The sequence below is a fragment of the Streptomyces durmitorensis genome, assembly GCF_023498005.1.
GTDB classification, from domain to species: domain Bacteria; phylum Actinomycetota; class Actinomycetes; order Streptomycetales; family Streptomycetaceae; genus Streptomyces; species Streptomyces durmitorensis.
Window position 1 is genome coordinate 5,047,533 of sequence record NZ_CP097289.1, and the last position, 14,710, is coordinate 5,062,242.

A 14,710-nucleotide genomic window follows, 5' to 3' on the forward strand; every position below is an offset into this window, starting at 1 on the left:
CTAGCCGCGGTAGGGGATGTACGCGGGGTAGGGCATCGCCGGTTGCGCGTACGGATAGCCGTACGGGGGCTGGTGCTGCTGCGGATAGGGCTGTGGATACGGCTGCTGGTATCCGTACGGCGGCGGCATCGGTACGAACACCGGTGCCGTCGCGCGTGCCGCGTACGCCAGGGCGGGCCGTGCCGCCTCGCGGCGCTCCCACAGCGCGTGCAGCAACTCCCGCTCCCGTACGACGAAGTCGGCGCCCGCCCGGCCCTTGCGTCCACGGTGGCGAAGGAGCGCGAGAGACGTCGCGTACGTCTCGTACTGGGCGACCGTGCGCGCCGCGGCCTTGCCCTGGGTGTACGAGGCGTAGTCGCGGGCGAGGGTGCGGGCGCGCATCGTGCCGAGGGCGTACGGCTCGGGCGCGGTGAGCCAGCCCGCGAGCGCGTACGCGGGCAGTTCGGCCCGCACGATGCGCAGGCCGCGCTGCCTGATCCAGATCACCAGCCAGGTGAGCAGGCCGAAGGCGGGCAGCATGAAGACCGCGTACACGGCGAAGAAGCCGTAGTCCCCGAAGGCCGCCGAGCCGTTCCACAGGGCGTGCAGGCCCATCGCCAGGAGGAGTCCGCCGACCGGGAGCAGGACGCGGCGCCAGTTCTGGCGCTCCGCGCTGAGCGCGGCGATGCCGAAGCCGATGCCGGTGAGCACGGTGAAGAGCGGGTGCGCGAAGGGCGACATCACGACACGTACGAAGAAGGTCGCCGCCGTCACGGAGGCGAGCCCGGTCCCGCCGTTGATCTGGTCGGTGCCGAAGGCGCTGCCGAGGTAGAGGATGTTCTCGGTGAACGCGAAGCCGGTGGCGGTCACTCCGGCGATCACCACGCCGTCGACGATTCCGGTGAACTCGCGTCTGCGGAAGAGGAAGACGAGCAGTACGGCCGCGGCCTTCGCGCTCTCCTCGACGATCGGCGCTATGACCGTCGCGCCGAGGGTGTCCGCGCTGGTGGGGTCGGCCGTGGCGGTGGCTATCCAGCGGGTCGCGAAGCTGTTCGCGACGATCGCTATGAGGGCGGCCGCGCAGGCGCCCCAGGCGAAGGCGAAGAGGAGGTTGCGCCAGGGGCCCGGCTGGACGCGTTGCAGCCAGCGGAAGGCGGCCACCAGGAGCGGCACGGGAAGTGTCGCGAGGCCGAGCCCGACCAGGAAGCCTTCGGTGCCGGTCTGTTCCCTGACCAGGGCCAGGATGACCAGGCCGGACAGGGCGAGCAGCGTGACCAGGGCGGCCGCGCGTATCGCCCGGCGCTGCCACCAGCGCGCGTGCCGCAGCCCGGCGGGCCCGTCGAGGGGCATCGGGTGCGGGAGCGGAGAACGGGTGGCCACCCGTTGACCCTAACGAGGGACAGGGGTGGGCCGCGACGGTGTCTCGGGCCCCGTGGCCGGTATCTCAGGCCCGCGTGGCCGGTATCTCAGGCCTCCTGGCCGGATGTACGGCGGAACAGCAGGTCATGGACCACGTGTCCCTTGTCCAGGCCCTGGCCCTCGAATCGGGTGAGGGGACGGAAAGAGGGCCGGGGCGCGTACCCGCCGTCTTCCTGGGTGTTCTCGAAGTCCGGGTGCGCGCCGAGCACCTCCAGCATCTGTTCGGCGTACGGCTCCCAGTCGGTCGCGCAGTGCAGGACGGCGCCGGGCTTGAGGCGGGGCGCGGCGAGGTCGAGGAAGTCGGGCTGGATGATGCGGCGCTTGTGGTGGCGGGCCTTGGGCCAGGGGTCGGGGAAGTAGACGCGGAGGCCGTCGAGGGAGGCGGGCGTGAGCATCTTGCGGAGCAGGATGACGGCGTCGCCGTTCGCCACGCGGATGTTGGTGAGGTCGTTCCGCTCGGCGAGGCCGAGGAGGTTTCCCTGGCCCGGGGTGTGCACGTCGACCGCGAGGATGCCGGTGTCCGGGTCGTCGGCGGCCATCTGGGCCGTGGCCTCGCCCATGCCGAACCCGATCTCGAGTACGACGGGGAGCTCGCCGCCGAACAGCTCCGCGAGGTCGAGGGTGCGCTGCCCGTCGATGTCCAGGCCCCACTTGGGCCAGAGCCGCTGGAGTGCGTCCGCCTGGCCTGTGGTGACGCGGCTCCGCCGGGGCTGGAAGCTGCGGATCCGCCGCTCGAAGTGCGAGCCCGCGGGGTCGGGCGCGGGGCCCTGCGGGAAGCGGGGCTGGCCCTTGGGGCGGGGGGTGTGAGGGCTGCTGGGGGTGGTGGGTGACTCAGACACAGTGGGGGGATTTTATCTTCCCCGACCCCGCCCCTGCCCGGCTGTACCTATTGGCGGCTTTGCCGCGCAGGGGGCTCCGCCCCCAGACCCCCGCTCCTCAAACGCCGGAGAGGCTGGCACATCTAGCCCGTCCGGCGTTTGAGGACGAACTCGGCGAAGCCGGTGATGACGGCAACCGAGGCCCCCGCGCAGCGGCCCGCGGCGGAGCCGCAAATGTCACAGCCGGGAAGGGGCGGGGTTGGGGATAGCCCCGCAGGGACCGCCCCTACAGAGCCGCCAGCACCCGCCGGGCCACTTCCCGCCCAATAGGGAGAGAGGCCGTCGCCGCAGGCGAGGGAGCGTTCAGCACATGAACCGCCCGCACCCCCTCCCGGATGAGGAAGTCATCCACCAGCGCCCCGTCCCGCAGGACGGCCTGCGCCCGCACCCCCGCCGCCGCAGGTACAAGATCGTCCGGAGTCACCGCGGGCAGCAGCCTCCGCACCGCCGCGGTGAACGCCCCCTTCGAAAGGGACCGCCGGAACTCCCCCGCCCCATACCGCCAGTGCCGCCCGGCCATCCGCCAGGCCCCCGGCCACCCCAGCGTCCCCGCGACCTCCAGCGGCCGCACCACACCCCATCCGTACCCCTCACGGGCCAGCGCCGGCACCGCGTTGGGTCCCACATGGACCCCGCCCCCGATGCCCCGCGTCAGATGCACCCCGAGGAAGGGGAAAGCCGGATCCGGCACCGGATACACCAGGCCACGGACCAGCTCGGGCCGCACCAGATCGAAGTACTCGCCCCGGAAGGGCACGATCCGCATCCCGGGGTCGTCACCGGCCAGCATCGCCACCCGGTCGCAGTGCAGCCCCGCGCAGTTGACCAGGACCTTCCCCCGCACCACCGAGCCGTCGGCCGTGGCGACGGCCACCCCGAGCTCCGGGCGCCGGTCGATGCGGACGACCTCCGCGCCGTAACGGACATCGGCCCCCGAGGCGTCCGCGAGGCGTGCCGCCACCGAGCCGTAGTCACAGATCCCCGTCGTCCCGACCTGGATCGCGGCGAGGCCCCGCACCTCCGGTTCGTACTCCGCGATCTGGGCGGGGCCAAGCTCCCGCACCGGAATGCCGTTCTCCCGGCCGCGCTGGACGAGGGCGTGCAGGCGGGGCAGCTCGTCGCGCTCCGTGGCGACGATCAGCTTGCCGGTGACCTCGTGCGCGATTCCGTACTCCGCGCAGAACTTGATCATCTCGGCGGCGCCCCGCACCGCGTACCGCGCCTTCAGGGAGCCGGGGCGGTAGTAGATCCCGCTGTGGATCACCCCGCTGTTGCGTCCCGTCTGGTGCCGGGCGGGGCCCGGCTCCTTCTCCAGGACGGTGACCCGCGTGCCCGGCGCGGCACGCGTGATCGCATACGCCGTCGACAGACCGACGATTCCCCCGCCGATCACCAGCACATCGCAGTCGTACGCCGCGGCCCGGACCATCCCGCATCACCTCCCACCCCGATAGTGCACTGCGCCACTGACAACGCCCTCAAACCCGGCGAGGACCGCAGGGTTACAGGGTGCGGAAATGCTGTTGCCGTTCCGGCGGTGCACGGGGGGACGCCCCGGGCCCTGAACCTGAATCCTGGAGATCGCACGAGAGGAGTCCCGCTGAACTACGCGGGGGCCACGAGCAGCGGCCGCGCGCGCTCCCTCAGCTCCACCACGCGCGGCTCGTCGCCGTACGGCTCCAGGCGGTGCAGCAGGTCCTTCACGTACTCCGTGGTCCGCGCGGACGAGATGCGTCCGGCGACCTCCAGGGCGCGTGTGCCCTGCTCACAGGCCGCGTCCAGGTTCCCCGACTCCAGTTCGGCGACCGCCGACACCACGAGCCGTAAGCCGTGCGAGCGCACGAACTCCTCCGTCGGCCGGGAGAGCGCCTGCTCCGTGAAGCGGCGCACCTGGCGGGGCGCCTTCAGGTCGCGGTAGCACTCGGCGGCGTCCGCCGCGAAGCGGTCGTATCCGTAGAAACCGAGCCACGACGGGTCGTTGTCGCCGTCCCGGGCCCGCTCAAGCCAGCCCTCGGCCGCCCGCAGCGCCGCTCCCGCCGCCTGCGCGTCACTGGCGCGCGCGTGTGCGCGTGCCTCGACGAGGCGGAAGAAGCTCATCGTGCGCGCGGTGGCCAGGCCGCGGTTGCGCTCCAGGGCCGCCTGCGCGAGGTCGACGCCCTCGTCGCCGAAGCCGCGGTAGGTCGCCTGGAGGGACATGGAGGCCAGGACGTAACCGCCCAGGGGCACGTCGGCCGCCGCGCGGGCCAGGCGCAGGGCCTGGATGTAGTACCGCTGGGCGGCTTCCTGCTGGCCGGTGTCGAAGGCCATCCACCCGGCCAGGCGCGTCAGTTCGGCCGAAGCCCCGAAGAGCGAGCGGCCCACCTCGTCCGAGTACGAACCGAGCAGCAGGGGCGCCGCCTCGACCCGCAGGCACTCGGGGACCATCGAGGAACGCCAGTCGCCGCCGCCGTACTTGGAGTCCCAGCGCCGGGCGTCCTCGGCGGCCTCCCGCAGTTTCAGCACGTCGCTGTGGCCGACCTTCATCGGCCCGCTGTTCGCGCCGTCGTCGAGGTGGCCCGTCTCGCGGGGCTCGTCCAGGGCGACGTCGCGGGCGACCGAGCTGTCGGCCGGGGTTATCAGCCAGCGCGAGGCCGGCGTCGCGTACGCGCTCACCGCGAAGGAGCCGGCCAGCGACTGCCAGATGCCGCCGCTGCCCGCGCGCCTGCCCGCGAGATCGAGGCGGTAGAGCTCGGTCGCCGACTTCACCGCGGCGCCCACGTCGCGCGGGAAGGCGAGGCCCACCTCAGGCGCCGGATCGGCGTCCGCGAGCCCGATCTCGTGCAGCGGAACGGGGCGGCCCAGCTTCTGCCCGATGGCCGCGGCGATGAGGTGCGGGGCGGCGCCCTGCGGCACCATGCCCTTGGACACCCACCGGGCCACCGATGTCTTGTCGTATCGAAGCGTCAACCCGCGTTGTGCGCCGAGGTCGTTGACCCGGCGGGCGAGTCCCGCATTGCTGATTCCCGCGAGGGCGAGAACGGTGCCGAGTTTTTCGTTCGGCCCGCGTTGCTCCCTGGACATGCGCCACCCCTCGACACAGACGGCTGCCGCGATGGCTTGACCGCGCGGCATGCGTGCTGCGTTCCCCCGGGGGCGGCGGCGTCCGCGACTACGAGCCGCCGTGGCCCGGAACCTCGGCCGCAAGAGCATTTGGCCGAGCCCCCAGGTATATGCCTCCGCGAAAACATCAGCACACACAGCGTAGTTCGCCGAATCCCAAGCGTTAAGAGGCGCAGTTCCGTATGGCGAGATTGTTGCCGGTAGGGAAGCGGGGGAGTGCCGGGGCGTGCTCCGGGTGTGTGGCCGTGCGCCTGCGTGTGCGCTCTTCACCGGCCATAAGGGGAGCGCTTCCATTGACGGTGCGTGGGTCGGCCCGCTGCGCTGGAGTCAGCGGGCTGGGGGACACCGCCGCCTCCATCCCCGCGGGCGGCGGACCAGTCCGGGGGGCGGGCAACGCCTCCCGGACTGTGTGTTGCCATTTACGGTTCCGTCACGCGAGCGCCACCCGCTGATTTGGCCGAAAACCGCCTCTCCGGAGGCCGGTGCAAAGCACCGTCGCGCAAGGAGAGGGGCGTTGTTGCGCCCTTCAAGTACCGCTCCCCCGGGGCAGATTAAGGGGAGCGCGACCACCTCCGTAGCCACTCCTGCGCGCCTCCTTCGTGGCAGCATGGGACCCCAGTTCTCGATGCACTGGTTGTCCACAGCCTGTGGAGGCAACGATGCGGTGGTTGGTGGGGTGGAGCAGCACTGCCGCGAAGCCTTCGGTGGTGGGCTCGGCCGGGGCCACCGGTGAGAACGGCGAGACCGTTCATCCCGTGGGATCCCAACTCCTGTGGGGCGACCCGGATCCGCTGTGGGCGGTCGGTGACTGGCGCGCCGACGAGGTGCGCACGGTCAAGGCCGACGAGCAGACGCGCATCGCGGTCCTCGGCACCTGCGGGGCGAGCGACGAGGAGCTCAGGGTCGGTCTGTTCGCGGCCCGCGGCGGCGCCCTGCGGCACCTGACCGCCTGGTCCGGCAGCTATACGGCGGTCGTCCAGATCGGCCGCCGCGTCATGGTCGCCGGCGACCTCGCGGGCGCGCGCCCCGTCTTCTACACCCCCTGGGCCTCCGGCACGGCCTTCGCGACGGCCGCGCTGCCCCTCGCCGACCTCATCGAGGCCCACCTGGACATCGGCCACCTCGCGGCGCTGCTCGCCGCCCCCGACGTGCCGGAGGCGCTCCAGGACTCGACGCCCTACCAGGGCGTGCGGCGCGTGCCCCCGGGGCACGCCCTGATCCTGCGCGCGGGCGCACGGGAGATCGCCGGGTACGAACACGTGGCGTCCCTCGCGGTCGCCGCGCCCGCCGCCGACGCGACCACCGCGGTGGACGGCGTCCGTGACGCCCTGGTGGAGGCCGTACGCGCCCGGCTCGGCGCCCCGCGGCACGTCCCCGGAGCGGACGTCGACCCCGGCCCCGTGCCCGGCATGGGTCCCGCCGAGCGGCGCGCGGCGCGCGGGATGCCGGTGCCCGGCATCGGCGCCGACCTCTCCGGAGGGCCCGCTTCCGGCACCCTCGCGCTGCTCGCGGCGGGCCTCCCGGGGATGCCCGGCACGGTCCTCGGCCACGGCACGGGCGCGGGGGAGCGGCTCCTGGCCGTCACCTTCAACGACCTCGCGGTCAACGGCCGCGAGGCCGAGCTGGAGCGGGCGGGTGCCATCGCGGCCAACCCCCGGCTGCACCACGTGGTGGTCGCCGCGGGCGAAGAGGCCCTTCCGTACGCGGACTTGGACGGCCCTCTGACGGACGAACCGAGCTCTTCCCTCGTCATGGCCCAGCGCCACCGCGCGCGGCTCTCCTCGGGCAGCGCGGACCACTTCACGGGGTACGGCGCACGGCAGGTACTCGACGCGCACCCGGCCCGCCTCGCCGACCTCCTGATGGACCGCCGACGGCGCCATCTGGTGCGCCCCGTCGCCGCGTTGGCGAAGGCGGACGGCACGCCCGGCTCCGTCATGGTGCCCGCGCGCGTGTACGGCGCCGCCCGCAAGCTCTCCCGGATGTCCTACCGCGCGGGCGTCGACTCGCTCGCCGACCGCCTCCTCCAGCGCCGCTTCGACGAGCCGGGCGGTGCGGTGGGGGCGTCGATGGCCGCCCTCGCGTGGGCGAGACCGGGGCCCGCGGCGCGGTGGCTGACGGGCGAGGCCCTCGCTGAAGTATCGGTTCGCCTCCAGGACACCACCGGGCGGCCGGGCGCCGGGCCCGGCCAGCGGCCCGGTGAGTTCCGCGCCCGCGCCGCCCTCGCCCGGCACGCGGCGGACCTGCGCGTCCTGGAGCAGGCCGCCGAGGTCCGCTTCCAGCGCCTGCACGCGCCGTTCCTGGACAACCAGGTGGTCCGCGCCTGCCGCGCGCTCCCCGTCGCCCTGCGCGTCCAGCCAGGGGCTCGTGCGGCGATCCTGCGTACGGTCCTGGAAGGCGCCGGAGTGGCCGAACTGCCGCCCGGCTGGGGCGCTCCGTCCCACGCGTCGTCCGCGGCGGCGTCGCGGACGGGCCTTCGGGTGGCGGTGGACGACCTCCTGGCCCTCTTCGACACGCCCCTGCTCGCGCAGGCGGGCCTGGTGGAGGCCCGCGTGGTCCGCAAGGCGCTGCGCGCGGCGGCGGAGGGCGAGCCGCTGCCGCTGGACGGCCTGGCGGACCTGGTCTCCACGGAGCTGTGGCTGCGCCGCCTGCTCTCCCGCCGCGGCACGTGCTGGACCGGCACTCCGGCCCGGCAGCGGGCGGTCCCCACGGGGAGCGTCGTGCCGCAGAGGGGGGCGTTGGGGGCGGGGCGGTAACTGGCTCCGGAGCCTCGCGCGCGGTTGATCACCGGCTTCGCCGAGTTCGTCCTCAAGCGCCGGACGGGTTGGATGCAGCCCGTCCGGCGCTTGAGGACATCTTGTACGGGGCCTGCGGCGGAGCCCCAGGTAGGCCCCGCGCCGAGCGGGTTCTCGGGAAGGGGCGGGGTTGGGGAAGAAACCCCGCGCCCCGCCCCGCTCCACCGGCGAGAATGACCCGGTGCGGTACAGAATCCTGGGCGCCACCGAGGCGTACGACGAACAAGGGGCGCCCCTGCCCGTAGGAGGCCGGCGGCTTCGCGCGCTGCTCGCCGCCCTCGCCCTGCGCGCCGACCGCACGGCCCCCGTGGAGACCCTCATCGCCGAGGTGTGGGCGCAGGACGAGCCGCCCACCGACGCCCCCGCCGCCCTCCAGGCCCTCGTCGGCCGCCTCCGCCGCGCCCTCGGCAAGGACGCCATCGCATCGGAACCCGGCGGCTACCGCCTCACCACCACCCCCGAAGACATCGACCTGCACCGCTTCGAACGCCTCGTGCGCGAGGGCAAGGCGGCCCTGGACCGCCGCGACCCGGCGTCGGCCGCCCGCACGCTGCGCGAAGCGCTCACCCTGTGGCGCGGCCCCGCCCTCGCCGACCTGCCCGACCGCAGCGCGGCGGCCCGCCCCGAAGCGCTGTTCGCCGAGGCGACCCGCGCGCGGGTCGAGGCGGACCTGCTCCTGGGCCACGCCTCCGACGTCGTACCGGAACTGAAGGAGCTCACCGCCGCCCAGCCGTACGACGAGACGCTGCACGCCCTCCTGATCCGCGCCCTGCGTGACGCGGGCCGCGGTGCCGACGCCCTCGCCGCGTACGAGACCGCGCGCCGCACGCTCGCCGACGGCCTCGGCGCGGACCCCGGACCTGAACTCCGTTCGCTGCACGCGGAGTTGCTGGACCCGGCCGCGGTCCCGGAGCCGAGCGCCAAGAGGTCGGAGCGCCCGGAGCGCCCGGAGCGGACAGGCAACCTCCGGCCCCGCCTGACCAGCTTCGTCGGCCGGGAACCCGAACTCGCCGCCATCCGTTCAGACATGAGAAGAGCACGCCTGGTCACCCTCACCGGCCCCGGCGGCTCCGGCAAGACCCGCCTCGCCGAGGAAGCCGCCGCCGGGCATCCGCAGGCATGGCTGGCCGAGCTCGCCCCGCTCGACCGTCCCGAGGCGGTGCCGGGAGCCGTCGTCAGCGCGCTCGGTCTGCGCGAGACCGCGCTGATGACCAGCGAGATGACCGTGCCGCAGGACGACCCCATCGCCCTGCTCGTCGAGTACTGCGCCCCGCGCGCCCTGCTCCTGCTCCTCGACAACTGCGAGCACGTCATCGGCGCCGCGGCCGGCCTCGCCCAGACCCTCCTCACGCACTGCCCGGACCTCACGGTCATCGCCACGAGCCGCGAACCCCTCGGCGTACCCGGCGAGTTCGTGCGCCCCGTCGAGCCCCTGCCGCCCGACCCGGCGCACCGCCTCTTCACCGAGCGCGCCACGGCCGTGCGCCCGGACTTCGACCCCGATGAGGACGCCGGGGCCGTCGCCGAGATCTGCCGACGCCTCGACGGCCTCCCGCTCGCCATCGAACTGGCCGCGGCCCGCCTTCGCCTGCTCACGCCCCGGCAGATCGCCGACCGCCTCGACGACCGCTTCCGCCTCCTCACCAGCGGCAGCCGCACGGTCCTGCCCCGCCAGCAGACGCTGCGGGCCGTTGTCGACTGGTCCTGGGACCTGCTCGACGAGCCCGAACGGACCGTGCTGCGCGAGGTGTCCGTCTTCGCGGGCGGCTGGGACATAGAGGCGGCCGAGGCGGTCTGTACCGGCCCTGCCGCCGACCTCATCGGCGCCCTCGTGGACAAGTCCCTGCTCATCGCCGAACCCACGGCCGGCGGCGACATGCGCTACCGCATGCTGGAGACCATCCACGAGTACGCGTCCGAGCGGGCCGCAGAGACGCCCGAGCTGCGCACCGCCGCAGGCCGCCGCCACACCGCGTACGTCCGCGCCCTGGTCGAGAAGGCCGAACCCCTGCTCCGCTCGGCCGACCAACTCCCCTGGATCCAGCGCCTGGAGACGGAGTTGGACAACATCCGCGCGGCCCTGCAACGAACCACCGAGTCCGGCGATGGGGAGGACGCCCTGGCCATCGCCCTGGCCGTGGGCTGGTTCTGGTCCATGCGGAACTACCGCAGAGAGGGCGCGAACTGGGTCGCCGGCATCCTGCGCCTCGCACCGCCGATGCCGCCCGACGGTCCCGAAGGCATCCCCGAGGACACGGGCGAACCGCTCCACTGGTCCTGGATGAGCCTGCGCCTGCTGCACTTCTTCCTGGTGGCGGAGTCCAGGCCCATGGAAGCGCTGGCCGACGAGGACGACCGCGTGTACCTCGGGCGGCTGCGGGACGCCTTCGCGCAACCGGTGCCGGCGGCGGCCCGCTTCCCGGGGATCATCTGGCCGTTCACCGCGTACTTCCTGGACGGCCCCGAGGCGGCCAAACCCGGCCTGGACGACGTGGTCGCCAACTGCCGCAGATACGGCGGCGACTGGGAGATCGGAGTCAGCCTGATGTTCCGCACACACCAGGCCGTCGACGCCCCGGGCAACCTGTCCGGGGTCGACGAGGATCTCGCGGAGCTGCGCGGGCTGAGCATGCGCGCGGGCGACCGCTGGATGCGCGCCCAGGTGTCGAGCGCTGCGGGCGAGGCCGCGATGGCGCGCTGTCTGCACGAGGAGGCGCGCGTCGAGTACGACGAAGCGCTGCGGCTCGCCTACGAAGTGGGCGCCTACGCCGAGACGCCCTTCCTGATCGTCCGCCTCGCCGAGATCGCGTACCGCGAGGGCGACCGCGACCTGGCGGCGAAGGCCTTGCACGAGGCAGGGATCGAGGCCGACCGGTACGGCGTGGGGGACTCGCGCGCGTTCATGCGGATGGTGCAGGCGCAGATGGCGCTGGACGATGGCGAAGTCGCCAGGACCCGCGCCCTGTTCGAGGAGGCCCGCGCCGAGGCCGAGCGCGGCACGCCGCCGCCGCAGTTCATCGCGGCGCTCCACGGCCTGGAGTCCAAGATCGTGGCCGCCGAGGCGGGCCCGGAGCAGGCACTGCTTGTGCTCGCCGACGGACTGCGGATGGCGCTGGACAGCCGGTGCGCGGAGCTGGTCATCGCCGCGCTCGTGGACTGCGGAGCCACCCTGGTGAGCAAGGTCGGCGACCACCCCCGCGCGGCCCGCCTGCTCGCTTTCAGCACCCGGCTGCGGAGCGGCAATCCGCGCCCGATGCCGGAGCTGGCCGACGCCGAGCGGGTCGAGGCCGCGGCGCTCGCCGCCCTCGGCGAGCGCCGGTACGAGGCCGAGTGCGCCGCGGGCGCCGGACTCACCGCCCCCGACGCCCTCGCGGAACTGAACTGAACTGAGCTGAACTGAGCTGATCTTGAACTGAGCCCGCAGCCTACGTACAGCGGAAGCGCGACTGCGCCCAGTCCGCGAGCGCGGCCGAGTCGAACGGCGAATGCGGCTCGACGACCAGGCGGATCGTCTTGCGCCCGGTCAGGTTCACCTGCACGGGCACCGCCGGATCCCCGCCCTTCATCAGCGGTGACTGCCACAGCCGGACGCCGTCCCCGAAGACCGAGAACCGCACCTTGCCCAGGCCCATCGTCATGTCGTCGACGCCGACGACCGCGTCATACGTCGAGCACTGGCGGTTCAGGTCGATCGTGACGGAGGACTGGCCGTGGACGGTCACGCCGTGGCCGTACTGCTTGTCCGCGATGGACAGGCCGCCGCGCTGCCAGACCCAGCTGCTCTCGCCGAGCCGCATCTCGGGCTTGGTGCCGTCACCGACGGCGCCGTACTGCAGCTCGCTCCACTGGTAGACCGTCGGGGCGGGCGGCGGCGGAGGCGGTGGCTTGGGCTTCGGCTTGGACGGCGTGGGGGTCGGCGTCGGCTTGGGGGCCGGTGGCTCGGGCTTCGGCGTGGGTTTCGGTGTGGGCGTGGGGGTCGGCTTGGGCCTGGGCTTCGGGGGCGGCTCGGGCTTCGGCTCCGCGGCCGCCGGGGGCGCCGGCTCGGGCTTGGGCTTGGGCTTCGGGGGCGGCGGCTTGCTCGGTACGACAGGCTCGACGGCCGGCGGCTTCCCGGCGCTCGGCAGGTCCTTGGGCTTGTCCCCGTCTCCCGCGGTGAGGGCGATCGCCGCGGCCGCGGCAGCGACGACCACCGCCGCCGCGATACCAGCCTTCGCGGGCGCTCCGAGTCCTTCGGCGGCAGCGCCGCCGCCCGCCGCACCACCGGACGAGCCGCCGCTCGCCGCCGCCGCACCCGCCGCGCCGGCGCCCGCGGCACCCGCAGCGCCACCGCCGACGAGGGCGGCCACCTTCGCGTACCCGGCGGCACCGAACCAGCCGATGACCGCGATCGGCACGACCCCGGGAATGCCGCTGGCGACTTCCTTGATCTGGCCCGCGGCCAGGCGGCACTTGGCGCACTCCTCCAAGTGCTTGCGCAGGCCGCGCTCGGCCCGGGTGCGCAGACTGCCGCGTGCGTAGGCGCCGAGCCGGTCGGCGTACCGCGCGCACTCCTCGTTGTCGGTGAGGGTGGTGCTCACGTGGGCCTGGAGATACGCCTCCTTCAGGCCCTCGCGCGCCCGCTTGGCCAGCACGCGTGTGCCGTTGGCGTCGAGCCCGAAGAGCGTGGCGACGTCGCTCGGGGACTCGTCCTCGATCTCCGTGTGCCACAGCACGGCCTGCCAGCGCTCCGGAAGGCTGCGGAACGCCTGCATGGCCATGGACTGCTCGGCCTCGTGCATCGCGCGCACGTCCGCGCCCAGGTCCAGAGTGTCGTCGTCGGAGACCTCGGAGCTGCGCGAGGCCTGCGCCGCGAAGACCGCGAAGTCCTCGACCAGGTGCTCCCGCTTCGCCGACTTCGTCCACCCCGCGGCGACGCGGCGCACCGTGGTGAGCAGATAGGCGCGGACCGCGTGCTCGGGTCCGCTGCCGCCCCGGACCGCCTGGAGCATCCGCGCGAAGACCTCGGCCGTGAGGTCGTCGGCGGTGTGGGCGTCCCGGCAGCACGTGCGGGCGTACCGGCGGACGGCTTCGGCGTGCCTTCGGTACAGCTCTTCGTACGCCGTGTCGTCGCCCGCCCGCATCCGGGCGATCAAGTCGCTGTCGGCCGACGGCCCTTCCCTGGGCACGAGGGATCCGGGCTCGGCCGGCAGGAGGGGCGCCGGGGCCCCGCCACGGACGCCTTCGCGCTGCGGCGGAACGCTGGGATCCGCACCGCCGGGTCCGCCACCGGATCCGGGTCCGCCTTGGTTCGGCACCTGTCGAGGAGGCAGCCCTGCGGCCTCCTCGCCCAAGGCGGAGGACGACTCGTCCCGCCCGTCACCACTCATCGCGGAAGCCCCCGCTTGCACACTCAGACCCGGCCATCCGGGAAAGAGTGCCATACGGGCGTGCTAGGGCGGACGGCGATGACGGTCAACCACCCTTCCGAGGTGACTTCCCGTATTCGAGCACTACCGTTCACCCATTCGGGGAAGGCTCAACCGCCGTCATTTCAAAGGAAGTTGAGCCGAACCCGTGCCTGCCTCGCGTCGAACCCGCGCCTGCCTCGCGTCGAACCCGCGCCTGCCCCGTGCCGCTTCAGGACGAGGGGCGCGAGCGCAGCCCTTCGAGCAGGATGTCGAGCAGCCGCGACGAGGCCGCCGCCTGCTGCGCCGCGTCCGGCAGCGAGGGTGCGGCCGTGGCTATCACCAGGAGCACGTCCGACACGGTCACGTCCGCGCGCAGCTCGCCCGCCGCACGCGCCCGCTCCACGAGGCGCCCGACGACCTCCAGGAGCGCGACCGCCCCCGGGTCGTCCGCCGCCGACTCCTCGGCCGGAGCCGAACGCTGCTCGACGAGCCGCAGCTCGGGACCGGCCGGAGCCGCCTGCCGCTGCTGCGGCACGCGCGCCTCGTCGTCCCGTACGCCCGCGACCTCGTCCGCGACGCCCACCCGAAGCACCTGCGGCGGCAGGAGCCGCCCCGCGCCCGATGCGACGGACGTCCGCAGGAAGCGCGAGAGCGCCGACCACGGCTCGTCCTCCTGACCGAGCGCCGATCGCGCCTGGTCGGTGAGCCGGGAGGTCTCCTCCTCGGCTATGCGCCGCACCAGCACGTCCTTGCTGGGGAAGCGGCGGTAGACCGTGCCCACGCCGACCCGTGCGCGCCGGGCGACGTCTTCCATCGGCGCGCCGTAACCCAGCTCGCCGAAGACCTCGCGCGCCGCGCGAAGAACATGCTCGAGATTGCGCTGTGCGTCCACACGCAGCGGCGTCGAACGCGGTCCGTCCCCCATGTCGCGTCCGTTCCCGCTGGTGGCGACGGCTGAAGCCGACGCCATGCTCGAAGTCCAGTGAGATTCCTGAATGCTCATACGCGTTCCCCCGGTAATGGCGTCTCCCCCCGGAGACACTCCCCGCCATTGGCTACCGGAGTGTGAGGAGCAAGCCCGAATCCCGAGCCCCGTAGCTGGACTCGACGAGCGCATCCCCCGACACCCCGACGACACACGAACATAGTTGAG

The 14,710-nt window shown here is 73.5% G+C and carries 8 protein-coding genes; 2 read left to right on the plus strand and 6 right to left on the minus strand.

Features of this window, described 5'->3' with window-relative positions; all coding sequences use genetic code 11:
* The 4 genes from M4V62_RS22675 to M4V62_RS22690 form a co-directional block, all read right to left on the minus strand.
* Nucleotides 1-1,359, minus strand: coding sequence for a PrsW family intramembrane metalloprotease (locus M4V62_RS22675; RefSeq protein WP_425575093.1), 1,359 nt, complete (start codon nt 1,357-1,359; stop codon nt 1-3).
* Nucleotides 1,360-1,445: 86 nt separating this feature from the next.
* Nucleotides 1,446-2,237, minus strand: coding sequence for a tRNA (guanosine(46)-N7)-methyltransferase TrmB (gene trmB, locus M4V62_RS22680; RefSeq protein ID WP_249589063.1), 792 nt, complete (start codon nt 2,235-2,237; stop codon nt 1,446-1,448).
* A 265-nt stretch (nt 2,238-2,502) separates the two neighbouring features.
* Complete coding sequence (gene lhgO, locus M4V62_RS22685) at nt 2,503-3,705, minus strand: L-2-hydroxyglutarate oxidase (protein ID WP_249589064.1); 1,203 nt, start codon at nt 3,703-3,705, stop codon at nt 2,503-2,505.
* 176 nt (nt 3,706-3,881) lie between these two features.
* Entirely contained in the window at nt 3,882-5,336 is a 1,455-nt protein-coding gene (locus tag M4V62_RS22690) for an NsdA family TPR-like regulatory protein (protein ID WP_249589065.1), read from the minus strand.
* 698 nt (nt 5,337-6,034) lie between these two features.
* On the opposite strand from M4V62_RS22690, the gene M4V62_RS22695 reads away from it, so the two are divergent.
* Both M4V62_RS22695 and M4V62_RS22700 read left to right on the plus strand, forming a co-directional pair.
* Complete coding sequence (locus tag M4V62_RS22695; protein WP_249589066.1) at nt 6,035-8,131, plus strand: asparagine synthase-related protein; 2,097 nt, start codon at nt 6,035-6,037, stop codon at nt 8,129-8,131.
* A gap of 220 nt (nt 8,132-8,351) precedes the next feature.
* Nucleotides 8,352-11,555 (plus strand): ATP-binding protein, encoded by a 3,204-nt coding sequence (locus M4V62_RS22700; protein WP_249589067.1) that lies wholly within the window; start codon nt 8,352-8,354, stop codon nt 11,553-11,555.
* A gap of 40 nt (nt 11,556-11,595) precedes the next feature.
* On the opposite strand, the gene M4V62_RS22705 is transcribed toward M4V62_RS22700, so the two are convergent.
* Complete coding sequence (locus tag M4V62_RS22705) at nt 11,596-13,536, minus strand: sigma-70 family RNA polymerase sigma factor (protein ID WP_249589068.1); 1,941 nt, start codon at nt 13,534-13,536, stop codon at nt 11,596-11,598.
* Nucleotides 13,537-13,786: 250 nt separating this feature from the next.
* A complete protein-coding gene (locus M4V62_RS22710) occupies nt 13,787-14,560 on the minus strand; it encodes a TetR/AcrR family transcriptional regulator (RefSeq protein ID WP_249589069.1) in 774 nt (257 codons plus the stop codon).
* Between the last annotated feature and the right edge of the window lie 150 nt (nt 14,561-14,710).

What these genes read in the sequence shown, in the direction of transcription:
- lhgO (WP_249589064.1), bottom strand. Translation starts at nt 3,705, where the DNA reads ATGGTCCGGGCCGCGGCGTACGACTGCGATGTGCTGGTGATCGGCGGG.
- M4V62_RS22690 (WP_249589065.1), bottom strand. Translation starts at nt 5,336, where the DNA reads ATGTCCAGGGAGCAACGCGGGCCGAACGAAAAACTCGGCACCGTTCTC.
- M4V62_RS22695 (WP_249589066.1), top strand. Translation starts at nt 6,035, where the DNA reads ATGCGGTGGTTGGTGGGGTGGAGCAGCACTGCCGCGAAGCCTTCGGTG.
- M4V62_RS22705 (WP_249589068.1), bottom strand. Translation starts at nt 13,536, where the DNA reads ATGAGTGGTGACGGGCGGGACGAGTCGTCCTCCGCCTTGGGCGAGGAG.
- M4V62_RS22710 (WP_249589069.1), bottom strand. Translation starts at nt 14,560, where the DNA reads ATGAGCATTCAGGAATCTCACTGGACTTCGAGCATGGCGTCGGCTTCA.